Source organism: Paraburkholderia sp. SSBN10T, from assembly GCF_056619545.1.
This window is the reverse complement of record NZ_JBWQQI010000015.1, coordinates 50,436-72,553: the sequence shown is the minus strand read 5'-3', so window position 1 is coordinate 72,553 and position 22,118 is coordinate 50,436. Positions and strand designations below refer to the sequence as shown.

18 protein-coding genes are annotated in these 22,118 nt (G+C 64.6%); 14 read left to right on the top strand and 4 right to left on the bottom strand.

Annotated elements, in window-relative coordinates; translation table 11 throughout:
• The first annotated feature begins 800 nt into the window (after positions 1 to 800).
• The 4 genes from AC1ECK_RS22390 to AC1ECK_RS22375 all read left to right on the top strand — a co-directional run bounded on the left by AC1ECK_RS22390 (position 801) and on the right by AC1ECK_RS22375 (position 4,462).
• Positions 801 to 2,057: a hypothetical protein gene (locus tag AC1ECK_RS22390; protein WP_480322826.1), complete on the top strand. Its 1,257-nt coding sequence runs from the start codon at positions 801 to 803 to the stop codon at positions 2,055 to 2,057.
• A gap of 192 nt (positions 2,058 to 2,249) precedes the next feature.
• Positions 2,250 to 2,762, top strand: a complete 513-nt coding sequence (locus AC1ECK_RS22385; RefSeq protein ID WP_480322824.1) for a hypothetical protein — start codon at positions 2,250 to 2,252, stop codon at positions 2,760 to 2,762.
• Between the two features lie 3 nt (positions 2,763 to 2,765).
• Positions 2,766 to 3,452 carry a C39 family peptidase gene (locus AC1ECK_RS22380; RefSeq protein WP_480322822.1) on the top strand — a complete coding sequence of 229 codons (687 nt, stop codon included), beginning with the start codon at positions 2,766 to 2,768 and terminating at the stop codon, positions 3,450 to 3,452.
• 5 nt (positions 3,453 to 3,457) lie between these two features.
• The gene (locus AC1ECK_RS22375; protein WP_480322820.1) at positions 3,458 to 4,462 is read left to right on the top strand and encodes a hypothetical protein; all 1,005 of its coding nucleotides are present in this window, start codon (positions 3,458 to 3,460) and stop codon (positions 4,460 to 4,462) included.
• A gap of 18 nt (positions 4,463 to 4,480) precedes the next feature.
• On the opposite strand, the gene AC1ECK_RS22370 is transcribed toward AC1ECK_RS22375, so the two are convergent.
• Together AC1ECK_RS22370 and AC1ECK_RS22365 are read right to left on the bottom strand one after the other, a co-directional pair.
• On the bottom strand, positions 4,481 to 5,914 hold the full coding sequence (locus AC1ECK_RS22370; RefSeq protein WP_480322818.1) for an acetate kinase: 1,434 nt from the start codon (positions 5,912 to 5,914) through the stop codon (positions 4,481 to 4,483).
• A 467-nt stretch (positions 5,915 to 6,381) separates the two neighbouring features.
• On the bottom strand, positions 6,382 to 7,290 hold the full coding sequence (locus AC1ECK_RS22365) for an NAD-dependent epimerase/dehydratase family protein (protein ID WP_480322816.1): 909 nt from the start codon (positions 7,288 to 7,290) through the stop codon (positions 6,382 to 6,384).
• Positions 7,291 to 7,446: 156 nt separating this feature from the next.
• Between AC1ECK_RS22365 and AC1ECK_RS22360 the strand changes: the two genes are divergently transcribed.
• From AC1ECK_RS22360 to AC1ECK_RS22320, 9 genes are all read left to right on the top strand, one after another.
• Positions 7,447 to 8,334 (top strand): LysR substrate-binding domain-containing protein, encoded by an 888-nt coding sequence (locus AC1ECK_RS22360; protein WP_480322814.1) that lies wholly within the window; start codon positions 7,447 to 7,449, stop codon positions 8,332 to 8,334.
• 356 nt (positions 8,335 to 8,690) lie between these two features.
• Positions 8,691 to 10,214, top strand: coding sequence for a histidine ammonia-lyase (gene hutH / locus AC1ECK_RS22355; RefSeq protein WP_480322812.1), 1,524 nt, complete (start codon positions 8,691 to 8,693; stop codon positions 10,212 to 10,214).
• 40 nt (positions 10,215 to 10,254) lie between these two features.
• Positions 10,255 to 10,950, top strand: a complete 696-nt coding sequence (hutC, locus tag AC1ECK_RS22350) for a histidine utilization repressor (RefSeq protein ID WP_480322810.1) — start codon at positions 10,255 to 10,257, stop codon at positions 10,948 to 10,950.
• 66 nt (positions 10,951 to 11,016) lie between these two features.
• Positions 11,017 to 12,705, top strand: a complete 1,689-nt coding sequence (gene hutU / locus AC1ECK_RS22345) for a urocanate hydratase (RefSeq protein ID WP_480322808.1) — start codon at positions 11,017 to 11,019, stop codon at positions 12,703 to 12,705.
• Positions 12,706 to 12,824: 119 nt separating this feature from the next.
• On the top strand, positions 12,825 to 13,409 hold the full coding sequence (locus AC1ECK_RS22340; protein ID WP_480323050.1) for a HutD/Ves family protein: 585 nt from the start codon (positions 12,825 to 12,827) through the stop codon (positions 13,407 to 13,409).
• Positions 13,410 to 13,449: 40 nt separating this feature from the next.
• Positions 13,450 to 14,700 carry an imidazolonepropionase gene (gene hutI, locus AC1ECK_RS22335; RefSeq protein WP_480322806.1) on the top strand — a complete coding sequence of 417 codons (1,251 nt, stop codon included), beginning with the start codon at positions 13,450 to 13,452 and terminating at the stop codon, positions 14,698 to 14,700.
• A gap of 42 nt (positions 14,701 to 14,742) precedes the next feature.
• A complete protein-coding gene (locus AC1ECK_RS22330) occupies positions 14,743 to 16,209 on the top strand; it encodes a formimidoylglutamate deiminase (protein WP_480322804.1) in 1,467 nt (488 codons plus the stop codon).
• A gap of 93 nt (positions 16,210 to 16,302) precedes the next feature.
• A complete protein-coding gene (hutG, locus tag AC1ECK_RS22325; RefSeq protein ID WP_480322802.1) occupies positions 16,303 to 17,115 on the top strand; it encodes an N-formylglutamate deformylase in 813 nt (270 codons plus the stop codon).
• A 553-nt stretch (positions 17,116 to 17,668) separates the two neighbouring features.
• Positions 17,669 to 18,334 carry a hypothetical protein gene (locus AC1ECK_RS22320; RefSeq protein ID WP_480323048.1) on the top strand — a complete coding sequence of 222 codons (666 nt, stop codon included), beginning with the start codon at positions 17,669 to 17,671 and terminating at the stop codon, positions 18,332 to 18,334.
• Positions 18,335 to 18,442: 108 nt separating this feature from the next.
• On the opposite strand, the gene AC1ECK_RS22315 is transcribed toward AC1ECK_RS22320, so the two are convergent.
• Positions 18,443 to 19,471: a D-alanine--D-alanine ligase family protein gene (locus AC1ECK_RS22315; protein WP_480322800.1), complete on the bottom strand. Its 1,029-nt coding sequence runs from the start codon at positions 19,469 to 19,471 to the stop codon at positions 18,443 to 18,445.
• Between the two features lie 266 nt (positions 19,472 to 19,737).
• Entirely contained in the window at positions 19,738 to 20,592 is an 855-nt protein-coding gene (locus AC1ECK_RS22310; RefSeq protein WP_480322798.1) for a LysR substrate-binding domain-containing protein, read from the bottom strand.
• 156 nt (positions 20,593 to 20,748) lie between these two features.
• Between AC1ECK_RS22310 and AC1ECK_RS22305 the strand changes: the two genes are divergently transcribed.
• On the top strand, positions 20,749 to 21,972 hold the full coding sequence (locus AC1ECK_RS22305; protein WP_480322796.1) for an aspartate aminotransferase type Ic: 1,224 nt from the start codon (positions 20,749 to 20,751) through the stop codon (positions 21,970 to 21,972).
• Positions 21,973 to 22,118: the final 146 nt, after the last annotated feature.

Sequence of the window (22,118 nt, the reverse complement as noted above, 5' to 3'; positions counted from 1 at the left end):
ACCCCACTGTGGCATAGCGAACCGAACTCGCACGCGGCGCCAGGCAAACTGGTTCCGTGAAGCAGGTGCAGCAAATTCGCATTCGAATAAATCAATTGGCGTCGATATGCCCGATGGCGATAAGCTGGCCGGCGAGGTCGATTTAGCTGGTTGATGAAAAGTCATCTGTATTACTGTCACAAAGTATCTGCGTAATGCAGATAATTAATATGTTGTGGATTGCTGAATGAGTGTGGTGAGACGTAATATTGCTCCGTGAACTTTTTGTGATTTATACTTCGCACAATGCGTTGTTTTAAGCGGGAGGTTTTTGAAGGCAGGGCTGGGTAATTTGACGATCCAGACGTCGAAAGATACGTTTTTCAGCTTATTGAAAAGTAGTGGTTAGCCCTCCTGCGGAAGACCTGTTTGATCTTTGGAAGGCAAGCCAGGTAAGGACTTTGAGCCGGTTCGCGGGATGCTATGCGATTCGCTCCGGTTCGCCTGCATCAATTGCATATGTCAGAACAGAAACGTTTTTCATTTCTATGGTTTTACATTAAAAATGACATATATCAGATTGAATTTAAATGCTTGTGCAAACGCACATTGTCTCTATGCCTGAGTGATGCGGCTTTTGGGTGTTGCATCCAAGAAACAAAATATACAGGTAAAAACCCCAATAAAAACCATCGGTGCCGCCGGAATGGCGAATTCTCCTTTTATTTCAAGGTGTTACACGCATGGCATCGCGTATGCATCTTGGGGCGGCGGATTGGCCCGGTTGGCCCAGCCGCCTTACCTTCTATCAGGAGGATTTCATGCGAAGAACTTTACTGGCGACCGCCGCGGCCTTGGCCCTGGGCTTTAGCGGATACGCGATGGCAAACCCCTGCAGCGGCACGACAGACGCCTGCGACCAGTCGGCCGGCAGTGGCGGCTCCAACTCTCTCGATGCATCTGCATCCGCCACGCAGAGCACCGGGACCGGCAGCAACGCGAATGAAATAACCGGTCAGGCGACGCAAGACTCTTGGAATACCACCAAGGTGGTCGCTGTCAGCAATCTCTCGGGCTATGTGAGCAATGTCGCTGTCTATGGCATTGGCAACCAGGCGTGGAACACGGGTAACGCCAACGGCGGTAGCGGTGGCAAGGGCGGTACGGGCAAGGGCGGCATGGCCCTGGGCGGCACTGGCGGCGCCGGCGGCAACGGTGGTGCCGGCGGCAGCGGCGGCAGTGGCGGTAGCGCAGTCAACGGCAGCGCCACGGCAGGTTACGCGAGCAACGGCGGCGCCACGGGTGCGGACGGTTACGCCGGCAATGGCGGCAAGGGCGGCTCTTCGAAAGCTGGCGGCACTCAAGGCGGCAACGCCTATGGGCTTGGCGGTATCGCAGCCGCCAAGGGCGGCGGCGCCATTGGCGCGTCGGTTGGCGTTGGCGGTGGCGGCTCAGGAACGGGCACGGGTACGGCTAGCGGTACCGGCAGTGGCGGCAATGGTGGTAACGCCAATTCCGTGGCAGGCCTGGGTGGGACGGCAACCGGCGGTTCAGGCGCGTCCGGTTCTGGCTCTGGCACGGCAACCGCAGCCGGCGCCGGAACAGGCGGCGCAGGTTCGGCAGGCGCTGTGACGGCTTCGGGAGGAGCGGGCTCGGCAACCGGCGGTGCAGGTTCCGGTACGGGCGGCGCCGGCGGCGCAGCGACCAGCACGGCGGGTGCTGGCGGTGCGGGCGGCACCGGCACCGGTGGCAGCGCCACCAACGGTAGTTCCTCGACGATGGCCAGCAACGGCAGCGCAACCGCAGGCAATGGCGCAACCGGTGCACTCGGGGCAGCGGGTGGTGCAGGCGGCGCCGGTAGCGGCGGCACTGGTGGCGTAGGCAATGGCGCAGTCGGCGGTGCCGGCGGCGCAGGTGGAGCCAACGCGGTCGATGCCGGCACCTTCGACATGGCCAACAGCATGGCGAGCGTCGGTCAGTCCGCAGCGGGCATCATGATTGCCAACCAGAACAGCGGAGCAGCGTCATTGGTGCAACAGGCTGTCACTGTGCAGGCTAACCTGACGGTCGGTCACTAGACGGTAGGCCTGGTTAGAAGAAGTAAGTCATGCGAATTGCCGTAAGGCGTGCAGTTGCGCTTTACGGCAATCGTTCCATCGCCATACGGACGAGGCTTCCGGCTAACGGTTGCAAACCGTATGGCGAAGATCGCAGGCATCGAGCTTTCTGCACAAGGTGCTTTGGGCCGTGCAGAGGCCAAGGAGACAACCATGCAAGCGCACAATCGGTTCGCGCGGCTGGTATTGCCTTTCGCGGTTGTGCTGCCTGGCCTCGTCGTTCAGGCGGCAGCCGCCGAGTCACAATCGACATCCACCGCAGTACAGGCTGCCGCGACGGACGCGGCGCCAGTCGCTGCTCCCGCACCGGCCGCTTCCGCGGAGGGCGCGACGCCCGCCACATTCACCATGCCCGCGACATCCGCGACATCCGCGACATCCACGGCGCCCGCAGCGGCCGCGCAGTCGAGCGACGACGCGAGCTTCGGGGTTGCGATGAACGCCGCGCAGCTCGACGAACAGCGTGGCGGTGACGTACTGGTCGGCACGAACAACCTGACCGGTGCGGTCTCGGATAACACGGCCTACAAGGTATCGACGGGCTCCAATGCCATTACCCAGGGATCGTTCGCGAGTTCCAGCGGGCTGCCGACAGTCATCCAGAACACCGGCGCCAACGTGCTGATCCAGAACGCGACGGTTCTGAACGTACGCTTTGGGGATTGAGCGATGAAACCCTTCGCACTGTGCGTCGCGCTCTTGTGCGGGGTTTGGCTGTCGGCTGCGAGTGCCGATCCGATCGACGTTGTCGATCCGTCCGGCGCGGACTACACGCTGCACGTGACGAGCCTGAAGGAAGCCCGCTTCAAGCGGACCATCAAGCAGAAGTACGACTTCAGTTGCGGATCGGCGGCGTTGGCGACGCTGCTGACGTATCAATACGGTTCTCCGGTCACCGAGCAGCAGATCTTCACGGAGATGTTCCAGAACGGCGATCAGGAGAAGATCCGTCGCCTCGGCTTCTCGCTGCTCGATATACGAAACTATCTGATCGCGCGAGGCTTCGAGGCAGACGGTTACGAGGCTCCGCTGGCAAAGCTCGAACAGACCAGCACTCCTGCGATCGTGCTGATCGTCGAACACGGCTATCACCACTTTGTCGTCATCAAGGGCGTGCGCAACGGGCGCGTCCTGATCGGCGATCCGGCCACCGGCACACGGGCCATGTCGCAGACGAGTTTCGAGGAAAAGTGGCAAGACCATGTGGTGTTCGTCATTCACAACCGGCATGAACTGGCGAGATTCAACGATCCACGCGACTGGCACGTCGCACCGGCTGCACCGCTCTATACGGCCATTACTCGCGACGGTCTGTTCAGTGTCGTGGTGCCGAAACTCGGTCCCGGTGAATTCTGAGAGCCATGATGAAACCCGAACACCTCAAGCTCGCCGGTATCGTCACCATGGTGTGCGGTGGAATGTCCTCGCTGGGCGCGGGTGCGATGGGCAGCGAGTCGCCGACGGTTGCAACCGGCCGGATCATACCGATGCAGAGCGAGCCGCAGAGCGCCACGCCGGCCGAGGACGTCGTTCCGGTGGAGCGTGCGGCATTGGACCCCGAGCCTGCGTCGGATCTGTCCGCTGTGCCGGCGGAGGAGAGTGAGCCGGTGGCGGCGAGCGCTGGGTCCGAGGTTGCGCCCACGGTGAACGCGACAGTCGTGCTTGCCGGCGATGCCACGCCGGTGACGCTGAGTCTTGCTTCGAACGTCGCACATGTGCCGGATGAGGAGGTGGTGGCAAGTGTGGCGGATATGCCTGCCACGCCGGCAACCGGTGCAACGCAGCGCGGCCAGGCGGCATTGAAACTGGGCGGCGCTGTCGATCTGGCCACCACCCAGCCTCATGAAGTGCAGCCGGCAGACCCCGGCGCTCAGGCGAGCGGCGCCTCCGTCGAACGCGAGGCCGTCACGCCGCGCGTCGCGCAAACGGATGATGCGGATCCGGCCTGGGCGTCCCCTGACCTCGTGGCGGTCAACGACAACCGTTTGGACAACATGCGCGGCGGGTTCGACTCGCCGTCCGGCCTTGTGGTGTCGTTCGGCATCTCGCGACTGGCATTCGTGAACGGCAATCTCGTCGCGTCGACGAGTTTCAACATTCCGAACATCGCCCAGATGACCCCGCAGCAGGCACAGATGCTCGCGAATGCCAATGCCGGAGCGCTGGTCCAGAACGGGCTGAACAACACCGTGCAGCCGGGCGCGTTGCCTGGGCTGACCGGCGCAGTCATCCAGAATACGTTGAGTAACCAGCAGATCCAGATGCTCACGACCATCAACACGACCGTCAATTCGCTAGCGGCGTTCAAGTCGTTGAATCTCGGTCAGACGCTGAACAGCGCGCTGCTGCGCGCCGTGCCCCGTTAGCGGTTGGTCTGGGGGAGTTCAGAAGGACATCGGCACGCGCAGGGTGAGGGTAAGGTCGGGCGTGTCACGGGTCAGCCCGGCGCCGATCGAAAAGTTGAGCGTGGTCTTCGGCGACAGCCGGTACGAATAGCCGATCAGCAGTGTGCCGAGATACTCCCGTACCGAGCCGACCACGGTCTGGCCGTTCTCCGAGGTCGGCTGGACGATGCTCTGGTCGTAGCCGATACTGACCGACGCCTTCTCATTCAGCGCGAGGCCCATGCCGACGCTGAAATCCCATATGTCGCCAGGTTGAACGTGACCGAGGAACTCCTTCACACCGTTGATGAGCGTGAGGCTTTCAGTTTTGCCGAAGCTATGCAGATAGCTGAAGTTGCCGAAGAACACGACCGGGTCGCTCGGAAAGAGCCAGGTGAGACCCGGCTGGATCGCGAGAAAGCCCGACCCGGTTGGCTGCTGCAGCGGCAGACCGGTTCCGGTGGTATTGGCAATACAGGTTGTGACGCAATCGGTCACGACGTCGAATGGACTCTTGCCGGTGGCGGTCTTGAAGCGCAGCCAGCCGACATAGTAGAACTTGTCGGGGCCGCCCTGGTTGAGCTGATAACGCATCGTCATTTCGACATCGCCGATGCCGTTGCCGTTGCTGCTGATCACGCTGTTAGCAGCGGCGCCGGTGAAGATCTGCCGGGCCACCGTATCGTTGGTCTGGTACACGTAGGGTACGCGAACCTCGAATTCCAGACGGTTCGTGATCCCGTAGCGAAACGCGAGGCCGCCCGTCAGCGTGGTTGTCTTCACCTCGCTCACGTTGATGAGCCCGATCAGCAAAGCGGGGATGATCGTGTACCCGACGAGTGAGAGCTGATTCTCCGACGAGTATGCAAACTGGAAGTACGGCTCGACCACCAGCGTGCCGCGTGGTGTGAGCACGCCTGGCTGGTCGAAGATCGGCGCGACGGCTGGTGGACGCGAGTCCTCCACCGGCGCTTCGCCGACCGGCTGGTTCGGCGTGGCCGCGGCGGGCTGCTGGGCGATACTGCCGGCGTTCTGAGCGTTCTGAGCGTTCTGAGCGTTCTGAGCGTTCTGAGCGTTCTGAGCGTTCTGGGCGGGGGCGTTCGTTCCGACCGGCAGCCCGTTGGCATCTTCTCCGCCAGTGCCGCGCTGTGTCTCGAGCTTGCCTGGCTCGAGCGCACGGCTGAGTCGCGCGAAGTTCGCCTCTTCATCGGCGAGCTTGCGCTTGATGGCATCGAGTTCCTTGATACGCTGGTTGAGTTCGGCGCGCAATGCATTGATGCTGGCCTGATCGGGCGGCGCCGCCTGGCCGGCCTGCGCCGCTTGCGCCGCATCCGCGGCTTGTGTCTCAAGTGATTGCGCGTGAGCGTCGAGGTTGAACAGCAACAGCGCGGCATAGCCGATGGCGCCGATGCGGCGATATGGCAGGCTCTTCATGGTTCCCTCTCCCATGATCCGGCTTGAGTGTCCCCCGGCTGACTTTCTGCAACAAGCTAGAGCTATCGACAGTGACATCAGATCCTGGTGCGCTGCGACACGGACGAGAATCCGTCATGGGCGCCAGGCTCCTGCGTCATCATCATGGAGCGCTCGACGAGGCGCATTGAGATATGAGCGGTTCTATTGAATACCGGACTGTTGTTGTATCCGCCAATCGCCTCTAAGGCTGACCTTGAAAGACTAGCTTATCCATCGTGCAAGCGCTAATGAGGTGAACCCTGAGATGCGACATTTGTGTGACATGCCATGCACTTTATAGAAACTGTTTTGGACTCCGTTTTGTTTAAGGTGCTAAAAAAACTCTGTTCGCTAGACCACATAGCGAGGCATCGGAATCGATACGGAAAGTTATAAGAACGGCAAGGAAACCACATCTCCGTGCAACCCGGAGATGTGGGGAAACGCTAGCCCTCGGTAGACATCATTTCGCCTTCGATCCAGTCGAGCACCGACGTGCGCTGCGGTTGCCAGCCAAGCAACTGGCGGGCCCGTTCGCCGCGCACCCGGCTATTCGAGCCGAGCCCGTAGTTCGCCATTTCATAACCCCATTCCTGCTCGGCATCCTCGAGCGGCCAGTCTTGCGCCGGGCCCAGCTTCATCGCACGGGCAATCGCGGTACTCATGTCGCGGAACGACGCTTCGCCGCTCTCGACAAAATAGAACATACCGGCTGGGGTCTTCTCCAGCGCCAGACGATACAGTTCGACCACGTCGTCGATATGCACGTTCGACCAGATGTTGCCGCCGCTGCCCACGTGCCGCACGCCGCCGCTTTTCTGCGCCTGACGCACGAGACGCGGCAATTGCACGCTGGCGCTGCCCGCCACCTTGCCGTGCCCGTAGATCAGCGTATTGCATAGCACTGCAGAGCGAATGCCTTGCTGGGCTGTCGCGAGCACCAGCCGGTCGATGCCGACACGCGCCGCTTTGTCTGCCGTCGGCTCGGGCAACGCGTCTTCGCGGTAAATCGCGGCCGCGCCGGCTTCGCCGCCCGACGCATCGCCGACGATGCTCGAACCGCTCGTGTGCAGAAACGGCTTGCCGGAGCCGGCGAGGCCTTCGATCAGCGCTTCCACGGCCACGCGGTGGTCGCTGCTGGCGGCGTTGATGACGGCGTCCGCAGCCTGCGCTTCGGCGACCAGCAGCGCGCGGTCGTCGAGCGTACCAGTGACGGGTTCGATGCCGAGGCGCTGCAATTCGGCGGCGTGTTCGGGGTTGCGGATCAGACCGCGCACGGTGTGGCCGGCGCGGACAAGGCCCGCGGCGATCGAGCCGCCGATAAAACCGCCGGCGCCGGTGATGAAAATCTTCAAGACGTTCTCCTGAGAACTGGGATGGCTGCAATGGATGGAATCGCTGCAATCGTTGTGGTCATCGTTGGATTGGCGATGGCATGCCCGCAGTATCCGCCGTCTTGATTCTCGCAAAAAGCGTGCTAGTCTCAAATCAATCTTGATTTGAAATCAACAATGAAGACTTCCACCGACGAGCTCCTGGTCTTCGTGACCGTGATCGACAGCGGCTCGATCACGGCCGCCGCCGAAAAACTGCAGCAGACCGTCTCCGGTGTGAGCCGCGCCCTGACGCGGCTGGAGAAGAAGCTGGATACAGCGCTGCTTCGCCGCACCACGCGGCGGCTGCAGCTTACGGAAGAGGGCGCGCTGTACCTTGGCCGTGCGCGGGCGATTCTCGATGCGATGGAGGAGGCCGAGCAATCGGTCGCGAGGCGTCGCGCGCGGCCCTCGGGCCGGTTGCGGGTGGATGCGGCATCGCCGTTCATGCTGCATTGCATTGCCCCGCATATGAAGGCGTTTGCGGCGCTGTATCCGGAGATCCGGCTCGAGTTGACCAGTAATGAACGGATCGTGGATCTGCTGGAACAGAAGGTGGACATCGCGATCCGGATCGGCACGCTGGAGGATTCGACGTTGCATGCGCGCGCGCTCGGCAGCAGCAAGCTGCGCATCGTGGCGAGTCCGGGTTACCTGGCCGAGTGCGGCGAGCCCGATTCCGTGGAGGCATTGCGTGCGCATCGTTTGCTCGGCTTTACCGCACCCGGGCATTTGAACCGCTGGCCGTTGCGCGACGGGGTGCATGCGTCGCTGAAGATCGCCCCGGCCATGACGGCGTCGAGCGGAGAAACGATTCGCCAGTTGGCATTGAGCGACGGCGGCATTGCCTGTCTGGCCGATTTCATGACCCTCGCAGACGTGCGCAGCGAGCGGCTCAGGCCGATTCTCGAAGACCTGCTTGAGGACGAGCGGCAGCCGGTCAATGCGGTGTTTTATCAGAGCGCCGCGCTGGCTGGCCGCGTGCAGGCGTTCCTCGATTTCATCGGGACGCGGTTGCAACTTTAGGCGCGCGTTGGCCGGCCTCCAACCTTGCCCAGCCCAGCCCAGCCCAGCCTTGCACCGCACCGGGCCGCACCGCACCGCACGCCGCACGCCAGCCCGCAACTCTTTTTGTCTGCTTGCAACCCAGCACATCAAACGTGTATATACAAGTCATGAGCGGATGACGGCGCTAGCCCGCGCCCACCTCTGGCGCAAGCACCCGCACCGGATCGGGGAATGTCTGCGAAAACCATGCCAGCAGAGCGTTGAAGTCTAATGGAAACCCCTAACGCCGGATCATTAAAAATAAGTTGTATATACAAGCTGTCGCCGCTAGACTTCTCTGAAATTGTATAGACAGCACTCTTCAAGGACGCTCCATGATGATTCTCAAGCCCGGCCACCTGACCCTCCCGCAACTGCGCCAGATCGCCCGCGAACACGTCACGCTGCAACTCGATCCCGCCAGCTTTGCCGCTATCGACGCCTGCGCGCAGGCCGTCGCCGAGATCGCCGCGAAGGGTGAGCCGGCTTACGGCATCAACACCGGTTTCGGCCGTCTCGCCAGCACGCATATTCCGCACGACCAGCTCGAACTGCTGCAACGTAATCTGGTGCTCTCGCACGCCGTCGGCGTGGGCGAGCCGATGTCACGTCCGGTCGTGCGTCTGTTGATGGCGCTCAAGCTGTCGAGCCTCGGCCGCGGTCATTCGGGCATCCGCCGCGAAGTGATGGATGCGCTGATCACGCTGTTCAACGCCGACGTGCTGCCGGTGATTCCGGTGAAGGGTTCGGTGGGCGCCTCGGGCGACCTCGCGCCGCTCGCGCATATGTCGGCCACGCTGCTCGGCGTCGGCGAGGTGCTCGCCAAGGGCGAGCGCATGGCCGCGACCGAAGGCTTGCGCCTCGCCGGCCTGAAGCCGCTCACGCTGCAGGCGAAGGAAGGGCTGGCGCTGCTCAACGGCACCCAGGCATCGACTGCGCTCGCGCTCTACAACATGTTCGCGATCGAAGACCTGTACCGCACCGCGCTGGTGGCGGGCGCGCTGTCGGTGGACGCGGCGGCCGGTTCGGTCGCGCCGTTCGATCATCGGATTCACGAGCTGCGCGGCCATCAAGGCCAGATCGATGCGGCGGCGGCTTACCGGTCGCTGCTCGAAGGCTCGGCCATTAACCTGTCGCACCGCGATTGCGGCAAGGTGCAAGACCCGTACAGCCTGCGCTGCCAGCCGCAGGTGATGGGCGCGTGTCTGGACCAGATGCGCCACGCCGCCGACGTGCTGCTGATCGAAGCGAACGCCGTATCGGACAACCCGCTGATTTTCCCGGACACCGGCGAAGTGCTGTCGGGCGGTAACTTCCACGCCGAGCCGGTGGCGTTTGCCGCGGACAATCTCGCGCTGGCCGCCGCCGAAATCGGTGCGCTCGCCGAACGACGCATCGCACTGCTGATCGATTCGACACTCTCCGGCCTGCCGCCGTTCCTCGTTCGCGACGGCGGGGTGAACTCGGGTTTCATGATCGCCCACGTCACGGCCGCTGCGCTCGCCTCGGAGAACAAGACGCTGGCGCATCCGGCTTCGGTCGATTCGCTGCCTACCTCGGCGAACCAGGAAGACCATGTGTCGATGGCGACGTTTGCTGCGCGCAAGCTCGGCGACATCGCGGAGAACACCGCCAACATCCTGTCGATCGAACTGCTGGCCGCCGCCCAGGGCGTCGACCTGCGCGCGCCGCATCAGACCAGCCCGAGCCTGCAGCATGTGATGAACACGGTGCGCCACGAAGTCGCGCACTACGAGCTCGATCACTACTTCGCGCCGGATATCGCCGCGATCACGCGTCTCGTGCAAAGCGGCACGATCGCCGCGCACAGTCCGTTCGCGTTCCCGTCGGAACAGTAAGCTGGCGCATGGCATCCACGGCACCCAGGGCAAACCCAGCATGAACGCACCGGCCTATCAGGGGATCAAGGACTTCATCCTCGCCCGCATCCACGCGGGTGAGTGGGGTGAGGGCGATCAGGTCCCTTCGGAAAACGAGCTCGCCCGCGAGTTCAACGTGGCGCGCATGACGGTCAACCGTGCGCTGCGCGAGCTCACCTCCGAGCAGGTGCTTACGCGGGTGCAGGGTTCCGGCACCTTCGTCGCGCGGCCGAAGTACGAATCGACGCTGGTGGCGATCCGCAGCATCTCGGATGAAATCGTGGCGCGCGGTCATCGCTACCAGGCGAAGGTGCTGCATATCGGCGCGGCGATTGCCGACGAGGCGCTCGGCGACGAAATGCAGGTGAGCGCCGGCAGCCCCGTGTTCCATTCGCGCGTGCTGCATTTCGAAAACGACGAGCCGGTGCAGCTCGAAGAACGCTGGGTCAACCCGGCAGTGGCGCCCGAGTACGCGCTGCAGGACTTCACCAACACCACGCCTAACCAGTATCTGGTGCGCGTCGCGCCGCTGCAGCGTGTCGAGTACCGCATCGAGGCGTCCGTGGCGGATGCCGACACGCGGCAACTGCTGACCATGGACGAGCTCGAACCGTGCCTCGTGCTGCATCGGCGTACGTGGTCGCAAAGCCTTGTGGCTTCGGTCGCCAATCTGTGGCACCCCGGCAGCCGTTACCGCTTCACCGGACATTTCTGAATTCACTTTTTCCGATCCGAGCTTCTTACCTGATTACCAAGCACTTTCCAGCCTCCGAGAGCCACCATGAACAACCCCAAGCACATCGATCCGCGTCTCGACCCGACCCGTACGATCCGCGCCCCGCGCGGCGCCGACAAGACCTGTAAGAGCTGGCTCACGGAAGCCGCTTACCGGATGATCCAGAACAACCTGGACGCGGAAGTCGCCGAGCATCCGCATGCGCTCGTGGTGTACGGCGGCATCGGCCGTGCCGCGCGTAACTGGGATTGCTACGACCAGATCCTCGCCACGCTGAAGGATCTGAACGACGACGAAACGCTGCTGATCCAGTCGGGCAAGCCGGTCGGCGTGTTCAAGACGCATGCCGATGCGCCGCGCGTGCTGCTGGCGAACTCGAACCTCGTGCCGCACTGGGCGACGTGGGAACACTTCCATGAACTCGACCGCAAGGGCCTGATGATGTACGGCCAGATGACGGCGGGTAGCTGGATCTATATCGGCAGCCAGGGGATCGTGCAGGGCACCTACGAGACTTTCTTCTCGGTGGCGAACCAGCATTTCAACGGCGACCCGAAGGGCCGCTGGATCCTGACCGGCGGCCTCGGCGGCATGGGCGGCGCGCAGCCGCTGGCTGCGACCATGGCGGGCTTCTCGATGATCGCCGTCGAATGCGACGAGACGCGCATCGATTTCCGTCTGAAGACGCGCTACGTGGACCGCAAGGCGAAGACGCTCGATGAGGCGCTCGCCATCGTCGAAGAAGCGAAGCAGACCGGCAAGCCGGTCTCGGTCGGCCTGCTCGGCAACGCGGCGGATGTGTTCGCCGAGTGCGTCGCGCGCGGCATCACGCCGGACTGCGTGACCGATCAGACCAGCGCGCACGATCCGATCAACGGCTACCTGCCGCAAGGCTGGAGCGTGGCAGAGTGGCGCGAGCGTCAGAAGACGGCGCCGGACAGCATCGTGACGCCCGCCAAGCAATCGATGGCCAAGCAGGTGCAGGCCATGCTCACGCTGCAGGAGCGCGGCGCCGCCACGCTCGACTACGGCAACAATATCCGCCAGATGGCGCTGGAAATGGGCGTCGCAAACGCCTTCGATTTCCCGGGCTTCGTGCCGGCGTATATCCGGCCGCTCTTCTGTGAAGGCAAGGGCCCGTTCCGCTGGGTCGCGCTGTCGGGCGATCCTGAGGATATCTACAAGACCGATGCGAAGGTCAAGGAGCTGATCCCCGACGATGCGCACCTGCACAACTGGCTCGACATGGCGCGCGAACGGATTGCGTTCCAGGGGCTGCCGGCGCGGATCTGCTGGGTCGGCGTGAAGGATCGCTATCGCCTCGGCCAGGCGTTCAACGAGATGGTGAAGAACGGCGAACTGAAGGCGCCGGTCGTGATCGGCCGCGATCACCTCGATACCGGTTCGGTGGCTAGCCCGAACCGCGAAACCGAATCGATGAAGGACGGCTCGGATGCGGTCAGCGACTGGCCGCTGCTCAACGCGCTGCTGAACACCGCAGGCGGCGCGACGTGGGTGTCGCTGCACCACGGCGGCGGGGTGGGCATGGGCTTTAGCCAGCACTCGGGCGTGGTGATCGTCGCTGACGGTACGGACGAGGCCAGCAAGCGGCTGGGCCGCGTGCTGTTCAACGATCCCGCTACCGGCGTGATGCGTCATGCGGATGCCGGTTATGAACTCGCGCAGCAAACCGCGCGCGATGTGGGTCTTAACCTGCCGATGCTGGGCCGTTGATCGTGACGCAGCGGAACTCGGCTGAGACGTTCGATACGGCGGTAGCGGATGCCGCTGCGGGGGCCGTCGGAGTTGCACGCGTTGCGGCTGCGGCATCAGCGACGGCCGCAGCCACGACCGTGCTGCGCGGCGCCGATCTCGTGGCGGCGCCGTGGAAGAACGGCGGCGGTGTCACCCGCGAGGTGACGGCTTATCCGCAAGGCGCGAGCTTCGACGCGTTCCTCTGGCGTGTGAGCATTGCTGATGTCGCGCAAGCGGGGCCGTTCTCGCGCTTCGAGGGTATCGACCGGACGCTGGTGTTGCTCTCGGGTGCGGGTATGCTGCTCGATGAGGCGAACGGGCCGACCCACGCGTTGACGCAACCGCTCGAGATGGCGCGCTTTGCCGGCGAGACCGCAATCGACGCGCGGCTTGTCGACGGCGCCACGCGCGATTTCAATCTGATGGTGCGGCGCGGTGCGGCAACGGGCGAAGTCGAGATATGGCGAGGTAAGGGCGAAGCGGGTTCCGCGCCGTCGCGCGAGCTTTCCGCTGACGTCGTTTTGCTGTTTTGCGCCACGGGTTCGGTGGAGGTGACGTTAGGCGATGCCGCTGCGATCACGCTCACGACCGACGACACGCTGCGTATCGAGGCGCCGCAGGCGCTCGCCTGCAAGCTGGGTGGCGCGGGAGCGTTGCTCGCCATCCGCCTTCACTACGCCTGAATTCACGGACCACAACCAGCCAAACTGCGACGAGCACGCGATGAAGCAAACCGTCTGGCACCACCTCAAGCTCTGCCCGCAGGGCGATCCGCAGCACACCCTGGCCGATGCCGCGCTCGCCGTGCGCGACGGCCGCATCGCATGGCTCGGCGCAGCCAGCGACTTGCCCGCCGAATACGCCGCCTGGTCGCGCGAGGATCTCGGCGGCGCGTGGGTCACGCCCGGTCTCGTCGATTGCCATACGCATCTGGTCTACGGCGGTCAGCGTGCCGACGAGTTTGCTCAGCGTCTTGCCGGCGTCAGCTACGAAGAGATCGCTCGGCAAGGCGGCGGCATCGTCTCGACGGTGCGCGCCACGCGCGCCGCCGACGAAGCGAGCCTGTTGCGCCAGGCGGCGGTGCGGCTCGAACCGCTGCTTGCCGAAGGCGTCACCGCCGTCGAAATCAAATCCGGCTATGGCCTCGATCTCGCGAGCGAGCGCAAGATGCTGCGCGTCGCGCGCCGTCTCGGCGAGCAGTACCCGGTGTCGGTCTATACGACCTTTCTCGGCGCGCATGCACTGCCGCCCGAGTTCGCCGGCCGGGCCGACGACTACATTACGGAAGTGTGCGAGCGCATGCTGCCGGCGCTGGCCGACGAGGGCCTGGTCGACGCGGTCGATGTGTTCTGCGAGCGCATCGGCTTTTCGCTCGCGCAAAGCGAACGCGTCTTCGCGGCGGCCGAGCGTCACAAGTTGCCGGTGAAGATGCATGCCGAACAGTTGTCGAACAGCGGCGGCACGGCGCTGGCGGCGCGTCATCGCGCCTTGTCCGCGGATCACCTCGAATTTCTCGACGAAGCGGGGGTGGCCGCGATGAAGGCGAGCGGCACGGTGGCGGTGCTGCTGCCGGGCGCGTACTACTTCATCCGCGAGACGCAATTGCCGCCGCTCGAGCTGCTGCGCCGTTACGAAGTGCCGATCGCGATCTCCACCGACAGCAACCCCGGCACCTCGCCCGCCACCTCGCTGCTGCTGATGATGAACATGGCGACCACGCTGTTTCGCATGACCGTGCCCGAGGTGCTGCAAGGCGTGACGCAGCACGCGGCGCGCGCGCTCGGCCAGGCGGAGCGCCACGGCACGCTCGCGGTCGGCCGGGCGGCCGATTTCGCCGTGTGGTCGGTCGATACGCTGGCCGAACTGGCTTACTGGATTGGCCGTCCGTTGTGCGCTCGCGTGGTGCGCGCGGGCGAGACGGTCTATACGCGGCCTGACGCCGCGCAACAATTATCGGGTGCCCGGCGTGGTTGAGCCAGGCTTCATGCCCACGTCGAATCCCAGCAAGGTCTGAAGATGACTGACTTGAAGCAAGCGCCGGCTACGTCGTCCAACCATCCGTCCATCCACGCGTCCTCTCACGCATCCGCGCCGGCAACGAAGCGCGCCCTGTTCGCCGAGCATGCCTACCTGCCCGAAGGCTGGCGGCGCAATGTCCTGCTGCAGTGGGACGCCACCGGCATGCTGACGCATGTGAGTCCTGACAGCGCCGCCTTGCCGGCCGATGTCGCGCACGCCGCCGGTCCGGTGTTGCCCGGCATGCCGAATCTGCATTCGCATGCGTTTCAACGCGCGATGGCGGGCCTGACCGAATATCGTGCGAACGCCACCGACAATTTCTGGAGCTGGCGCGACCTGATGTACCGCTTTGCCGCGAAGATCACGCCGCAAGGGCTCGCCGCAGTCGCTCAGTGGCTGTACATCGAGATGCTGAAGGCGGGTTATACGTCGGTGTGTGAATTCCACTACGTGCATCACGCACATGACGGCAGCCGCTACGGCAACCCGGCCGAGCTGGCCGAGCGGGTCGTGGATGCGGCGCAGGCGAGCGGCATCGGCATGACGATGCTGCCGGTGCTGTACCAATACAGCGGCTTCGGCGCCCGTGAGCCGCGCGCCGACCAGCAGCGCTTCATCAATACGCCCGAGAGCCTGCTCGATCTGCTGGGCACGCTGCGCGCGGCACGCCCGGAAAACACAGCTTTGCGTTACGGCGTCGCGCCGCATTCGCTGCGGGCGGTCTCGGAGAGGTCGCTGCGCACGCTGCTCGACGGTCTCGATACGGACTTGCCGGGCGCGCCGGTGCATATTCATATCGCCGAACAGACTGCGGAAGTCGACGCATGCCTCGAAACCGAAGGCGCGCGGCCGGTGCAATGGCTGCTGGAGCGTTTTCATGTCGATGCCCGCTGGTGCCTCGTGCACGCGACCCACGTCGACGCGGATGAAACCCGCGCGCTCGCGAGCAGCGGCGCGGTGGCAGGTCTGTGTCTGACCACCGAGGCCAATCTCGGCGACGGGATTTTCCCGGCGCACGCCTACCTCGATCAACAAGGGCGCTTCGGCATTGGCTCGGACAGCCATATCGGCGTCGACTGGCGCGCCGAACTGCGCCTGCTCGAATACGGTCAGCGTTTGTCGCGCCGGCAGCGCAACGTGCTGGCCTCGGAAGATGCGCCGTTTGTTGCCGATCGCCTGTTCGCCGCCGCGCTCGACGGCGGCGCGCATGCCACCGGCCGGGCGGTCGGCGGTCTGAGGGCAGGGCAGCGTGCCGACTGGCTGGTGCTGGATGCGGCACACGCGAGCATTGCCGAACACGCCGCGCAATCGTGGTTGTCGGGCGTCGTATTCTGCGAGCATGGCGAGACGCCGATTCGCGACGTCTACAGCGGCGGCGAGAAGGTCGTCGACAATCGCCGGCATCGCGATGAAGAGCGTGCGTATGCGCAGTATCGGGCGGCGCTCGCCGAATTGCTCAAGTGAGCTGCGTCACTCTTGCGCCGCTCAGTTACGCCGCTGCGCGACTCGGGTAAGCTGCTGCAATCACACCTCCGATCCCACTGATTCCGGACTGACATGACTGCTTCGAACACTCCACCGGTTTTCTCGCTGCACGAGGGAAGCCTGCCGCTACTGATTTCGATTCCCCACCTGGGTACGCGCATTCCCGACGACATCGCCGCGACGATGACGCCCGCCGCCCTGCGCACCGAAGATTGCGACTGGCATCTCGATCGCCTGTACGCCTTTGCGCGCGACCTCGGCGCCTCGATCCTGACGCCGAGCCTTGCGCGCTACGTGATCGATCTGAACCGCCCGCCCGACGGCGCGAATCTTTACCCAGGGCAGGACACGACGGGCCTGTTGCCGGTCGACACCTTCGACAAGGAGCCGCTGTACCTGGATGGGCACTTGCCGGACGAGGCCGAAGTCGCGCGCCGCCGCGAGATCTACTGGAAGCCGTATCACGAGGCGCTGGCCGCTCACCTGGCAGAGTTGAAGGCGCGCCATGGCAAGGTGCTGCTGTGGGAGGCGCACTCGATCCGCTCGCACGTGCCGCGTTTCTTCGAGGGACGCCTGACGGATTTCAATTTCGGCACCTCCAACGGTGCGAGCGCCGCAGCGGGGCTGGCGGAGGCGCTTGCCGCGATGGTCGAGCGTCACGGCGGCTACACGGCGATCGCCAATGGACGCTTCAAGGGCGGCTACATCACGCGCCAATACGGGCAGCCCGCCGAGGGCGTGCATGCGGTGCAGCTCGAATTGACGCAGATTACGTATATGGAAGAGCAGATGCCGTATGCGTATGACGAAACGCTCGCGGCACAGGTTCAGCCGCTGTTGCAGGCGTTGGTGAAGACGGCGCTGGAGTATGTGGCGGCCGCTTGAGCGGCATGTTGAAGAAGACGCGCCGGAGCCATATTACGGCCGCATGGGGCGCGCTTTAGCGCCCGAGTGCGGACGGCATACATGGCATGGACCGAGCCGCGTGTGCCGGCGCGGTGGCGCTGAGCGCGACGACGAGCGCCGCCGCGCAGGCAAGAATCGCGTTCTTCGTCATCTTTCCCTCTTTTCATGGGTGAGGCGCAATCCCCTCATCGGCACCTCATGAGCACAATGCGTGCCGCATAGGTGTGACCCATGCCGCGCTCCCCGTTCTATTGGCGTTGCGGCGCCATGCCCCGCGTGGCGCGCTGCGCCGCGGCGAACTCACCGCTGAGGAACGCCGCTGGGTGCAGCCTGTCAACACACAGGACATATGCGGCGCGACCCGCGTCCCGGCCAAACGTCACATGACGCCGGCCACCTGACGGACATACCGGTTGCGTGTCGCACGGCGAAGCGACTACCCTTTCATCACCACAATGACGCGCAGGCCGCGAGCCTCTGGAGACGTCATAGACTAATACTAATCGGGCGAGAAGAGATGGAAGACCCAGCAATGGAAGATTCCGACGAGTCCCTGCTTCCGATCTGGCGGGCAAATCTGGTGGTGCTGACCCAGGAGGTGGGGGCGGCCATGCGCCTTGCGCGGATGATGACGTTCTCTGCGAGCTACCTGAAACTGATGCTGTCCGGCCAGCGCGAATTCAGCGAGGAGTTCGTGCGCGGTGTCGAAGCGGTGACGGGCTTGCCGAACGGTTGGATGAACACGCCGCACGAGGTGCACGAGATTCCCGCCAACGCACGCGAGGCGATCGATAACGAAATGCCGCTCGCGCGGTTTCGCGGCACCGCGCATCCGGCGCGTAAGAAATCGGTGTTGCGCCCGCCCGAGCCGATCTTCGGCCAGCCGGCGCCGGCGCGCCGCGCGGAGGAGGAGGCCTTCGATGCCGAGGCGCATCGGCGTCAGGTCCACTTTCGCCAGGTGCGCGATCTGGCGGTGCAGGACGTGCGCCGTTTCGAGCGGCATCTGGCGAGCCCGCCGGTCGAACTGGCCGCCCTGCGGGCCAAGATCGAGGACGTGATTGCCGCCGCCGAACTGGAAGACACCGATCACGCCGATCTTGCCGGCCGGCTCGAGCAGATCGAAAAACACCGCCATCTGCTGCTGCGGCATGTGGAGAAACTACAGGCACTGCTGGTTCGGTTGGGCGAAAGCGAGTGAGGTGCCGCTGGGCAAACGCCCGGAGCGCAAACAGCGGGCGTCGGCACCGCGTGGCGCGCTAGCACACGTACACGCGCGCTAGCATCCGCGGACAGCCACGTTGCCCCGTTACTTGCGCGTGCGATGCCGCTCGATCGCCAGCCGGCAGATCCGCTCGCACAGTTCGCCGAATGCGATGCCCCGCGCCTGTGCCGACTGCGGCAGCAGGCTGGTAGCCGTCATGCCCGGCAGCGTGTTGACTTCGAGACACCACAGCACGCCGTGGCTGTCGAGCCGGAAATCGGTCCGGCTATAGCCATCCAGTTTCAAGGTGCGATGCGCCCGCAGCGCGAGCGTCCGGGCGTTCTCTGCGATCTCTTCCGGCAGGTCGGCCGGAAAGATTTCGCGCACGGCGCCGGGCTGGTACTTTGCCTTGTAATCGAACACCGCATCCGGATCGATGACGATTTCACCCACGCTGAGGGCTTCGTCGCCGAGTACGCCGACGGTGATTTCCCGCCCGGCGACGAATTGCTCCAGCATCACTTCGCTGTCGTACGAGCCGGCCAGTTCGATCGCCGCGGCCAGTTGAGCGGCGCTGCGCACGACGGAAAGGCCGACGGTCGAGCCCTGGCTGTTCGGCTTGACGACGAGCGGGTATCCGAGTTGCGCGCCGGCGGTTTCCGCGTCGACCGGCGCCATCAGCCAGCGGGCGGTGGGAATGCCCGCGCTCACGAACAGCCGCTTGGAGATGTCCTTGTCCATGGCCATCGCGCTACCCAGGTGTCCGCTGCCGGTATACGGCAGTTCCGCGAGGTCGAGCATGGCCTGAATCGTGCCGTCTTCGCCGGTGCCGCCGTGCAGGGCGACGAATACCACGTCCACGCCGGCCAGCGTCGCGGCCTGCAACGCGCTGTTCTGGCCCGAGCGGATCATCGCCAGCGCTTCGGAGGCGGGCGGCGCTTCATTGACGCGGGCGCTGAGAAAGCGCACTTCTTCCTCGCCGCTCAGCAAGCCGCGCGATGTGTCGATGGGCAGCACTTCGTGTCCCGCCGCGCGCAACGCGCGCACGACTTGCGCGCCGCTAGCGATCGAGACTTCGCGTTCCTCGCTGGTGCCGCCGAACAGGACGGCAATCTTGAGCGGGCTGGTTTGCATATCGACGGGCCTTCGGTTTGTGGGTGTGACGGGGGAGGTTGGGAGTAACCGGTGGCGCGAAATGGTCAAGCGCACGGCGCGTTATTTTACAGGCGTCCTGCGCTACCGATGCGTATTCCACGCTGCAGAGTTTGCTTTGTGCTTCATCGCGGATCTTGCCGCGAAGCTCGCCTCCAGCCTCGGATATTTTCCCGGATCTCGCTTCCAGCCTCGCGCCTTAGATCCGTCCTCATATCGCGCCATCACGGACTGCCTGGCGACGCGCCTCACAACCGCAGTTCGCTCAGGATTTGCTCAGCGAGGAAATCGCAGGGCGGACGGTTCGAGCGGGCGCTGCGCGCCAGCACGATTTCCAGTTCGGGCAAGACAGGCAGGCCGTGCGCGCGGCCCAATTGCAGAAAGTGCCCTGGCATCGCGCAACGCGCGAGCGGGGCGATCGCGAGCCCAGCCTCGACCATGCTGAAGAGGCCCATCAGACTCGGGCTTTCATAGGAGGTGCGATAAGCGATCTTCGCCCGCTCAAGGGCGTGAATCGCGTTGGCCCGCGCCAGGCTGCCGGCGCCGAACAGCGCCACCGGCAACGGCCGCTCTTTCCAGATCTCGCGCCCGCTTGCCACGGCGCCGGCCCACACCATCGGTTCGAAGCGTATAAAGTCGCCGCTCAGATTCTTCAGGCGCGTCACGCAGGCGAGATCGATCTTGTTGTCCTTGACGAGCGGGGCGAGCGCGTGACTCGGCAGGCCGATCACCTGAATCTCGACCTTCGGATAGCTCGCCGAGAACTTGCGCAGTACCGCGGGCAGCAGCGAGGCCGCGTAATCGTCCGGCACGCCGATGGCGACGCGCCCCTTCACCTCGGGATGCACCATCGACGCCCACGCTTCGTCGCGCAAGGCCAGCATGCGACGTGCATAGGCGAGCAGAACCTGGCCGTCCGCCGTGGGCGTGACGCTGCGCGGGCCGCGCACGAACAGCGGCTTGCCGAGCGCGTTTTCCAGCGTGCGGATCTGCATGCTGAGCGCCGACTGCGAGCGGTGCACGAGCGCTGCGCCGCGCACGAAGCTGCCGGCATCGGCGATGGCGACGACCATCGACAGCACGTCGAGATCCAAGGTTTTCATAGGTATCAGAAAAGCTGATCGAAACGTTCAATATAACGCGTTTGTCTGAACGCATGGGGCTCGGCATACTGGCCTCGCTGCTGAGTGGCCGGGGCTTTGCCCGCTGCGGCCGCCTTTCTCAAACGATGCACCGCACAACGAGCGGAGACCTTCACGATGCCGATGACTTACGACGACTTCAAGCAACTGGGCATGCGCCTCGACATGTCGCGCGGCAAGCCCGCGCCCGAGCAGCTCGACCTCTCGCGCGCCTTGCTCGACGAGGCGGGCACGGTAGGTTTTGTGTCGCGCGACGGCATCGACTGCCGCAACTATGGGCACGGGCTTGGCTTGCCCGAAGCGCGCGAGCTCGGCGCCGAACTGCTCGACGTGCCGGCCGCGCAGGTGGTGGCGGGCGGCAATTCGAGCCTCGAACTGATGCATGACGTGCTGGCGTTCGCGATGCTGTTCGGCGTGCCGGGCGGTACGGCCTGGCGCAAGCAGGACGATGTCGCCGTGCTGTGCCCAGTGCCCGGTTACGACCGGCACTTCGCGATCTGCGAGGCACTCGGCATCCGCATGATCAACGTGCCGATGCACGACGACGGCCCGGACATGGACTTCGTCGAAGCGCAGGTGATGCACGATCCCGCCATCAAGGCGATCTGGTGCGTGCCGCTCTACAGCAACCCGAGCGGCGCGATCTACTCGGCCGAGGTGGTGCGGCGTCTCGCGGCACTGCCGGCCGCCGCGCCGGACTTCCGGCTGTTGTGGGACGACGCCTACCGCTTCCATCATCTGACGTCGCAGCGGCACACGACGCCCAACATACTCGACGCTTGTGCTGCCGCCGGGCACGAGGACCGCGCGCTGGTGTTCGCCTCGCTCTCGAAGGTGACCTTCGGCGGCGGTGCGATGGCGTTTCTCGCCGGCTCGCCGCGCAATGTGAGCTGGTGGCAGCAGCGCGTCGCGCTGCGCACGATCGGGCCGGACAAGCTGAACCAGTTGCGTCATGTGCGCTTCCTGCGCGACCGCGCCGGGCTCGAGCGGCTGATGGAGCGGCATCGTGCGATCGTGAGCCCGAAATTCGCGGCGATCGCGGCGGCGTTCGGCGAGCACCTCAGCGGGCTGGACGGTGTGACGTGGAACGAGCCGGCGGGGGGCTACTTCATCAGCCTCTACACGCCACCGGGGTTCGCGAGGCGGACCGTTGCGCTTGCCGCTGAGGCCGGCCTCGTGTTGACGCCGGCGGGCGCGGCCTATCCGTATGGGCGGGACCCCGAGGACCGGCATCTGCGCATTGCCCCGACTTTCCCGGCGCTCGACGAGGTGCGGCTGGCGGCGCAGGGCATTGCGCTGTCGCTGCGGCGGGCGCTGGAGGAAGGTGCGGTTGCGGAGTAGTAGCCGGGCGTGCCGAACCGAGGCGGGCCGCAGGCGCCTTGGGCATACGCGCGGCCTCGCACAAATACCGCGTGATCCGTAGACGGCATCGTGCGTACGCGGCATCGCGCATGCACGACGTTGTACATGCATGGCCCTGCACCATA

Bases quoted from the DNA above. Each gene is read 5' to 3' on its own strand.
- AC1ECK_RS22360 (WP_480322814.1), top strand. From the start codon at position 7,447: ATGAAGACTTCCACCGACGAGCTCCTGGTCTTCGTGACCGTGATCGAC.
- AC1ECK_RS22385 (WP_480322824.1), top strand. From the start codon at position 2,250: ATGCAAGCGCACAATCGGTTCGCGCGGCTGGTATTGCCTTTCGCGGTT.
- hutI (WP_480322806.1), top strand. From the start codon at position 13,450: ATGAAGCAAACCGTCTGGCACCACCTCAAGCTCTGCCCGCAGGGCGAT.
- hutC (WP_480322810.1), top strand. From the start codon at position 10,255: ATGAACGCACCGGCCTATCAGGGGATCAAGGACTTCATCCTCGCCCGC.
- AC1ECK_RS22370 (WP_480322818.1), bottom strand. From the start codon at position 5,914: ATGAAGAGCCTGCCATATCGCCGCATCGGCGCCATCGGCTATGCCGCG.
- AC1ECK_RS22315 (WP_480322800.1), bottom strand. From the start codon at position 19,471: ATGCAAACCAGCCCGCTCAAGATTGCCGTCCTGTTCGGCGGCACCAGC.
- hutH (WP_480322812.1), top strand. From the start codon at position 8,691: ATGATGATTCTCAAGCCCGGCCACCTGACCCTCCCGCAACTGCGCCAG.
- AC1ECK_RS22310 (WP_480322798.1), bottom strand. From the start codon at position 20,592: ATGAAAACCTTGGATCTCGACGTGCTGTCGATGGTCGTCGCCATCGCC.
- AC1ECK_RS22375 (WP_480322820.1), top strand. From the start codon at position 3,458: ATGATGAAACCCGAACACCTCAAGCTCGCCGGTATCGTCACCATGGTG.
- hutU (WP_480322808.1), top strand. From the start codon at position 11,017: ATGAACAACCCCAAGCACATCGATCCGCGTCTCGACCCGACCCGTACG.
- AC1ECK_RS22320 (WP_480323048.1), top strand. From the start codon at position 17,669: ATGGAAGATTCCGACGAGTCCCTGCTTCCGATCTGGCGGGCAAATCTG.
- AC1ECK_RS22330 (WP_480322804.1), top strand. From the start codon at position 14,743: ATGACTGACTTGAAGCAAGCGCCGGCTACGTCGTCCAACCATCCGTCC.
- hutG (WP_480322802.1), top strand. From the start codon at position 16,303: ATGACTGCTTCGAACACTCCACCGGTTTTCTCGCTGCACGAGGGAAGC.
- AC1ECK_RS22305 (WP_480322796.1), top strand. From the start codon at position 20,749: ATGCCGATGACTTACGACGACTTCAAGCAACTGGGCATGCGCCTCGAC.
- AC1ECK_RS22380 (WP_480322822.1), top strand. From the start codon at position 2,766: ATGAAACCCTTCGCACTGTGCGTCGCGCTCTTGTGCGGGGTTTGGCTG.
- AC1ECK_RS22390 (WP_480322826.1), top strand. From the start codon at position 801: ATGCGAAGAACTTTACTGGCGACCGCCGCGGCCTTGGCCCTGGGCTTT.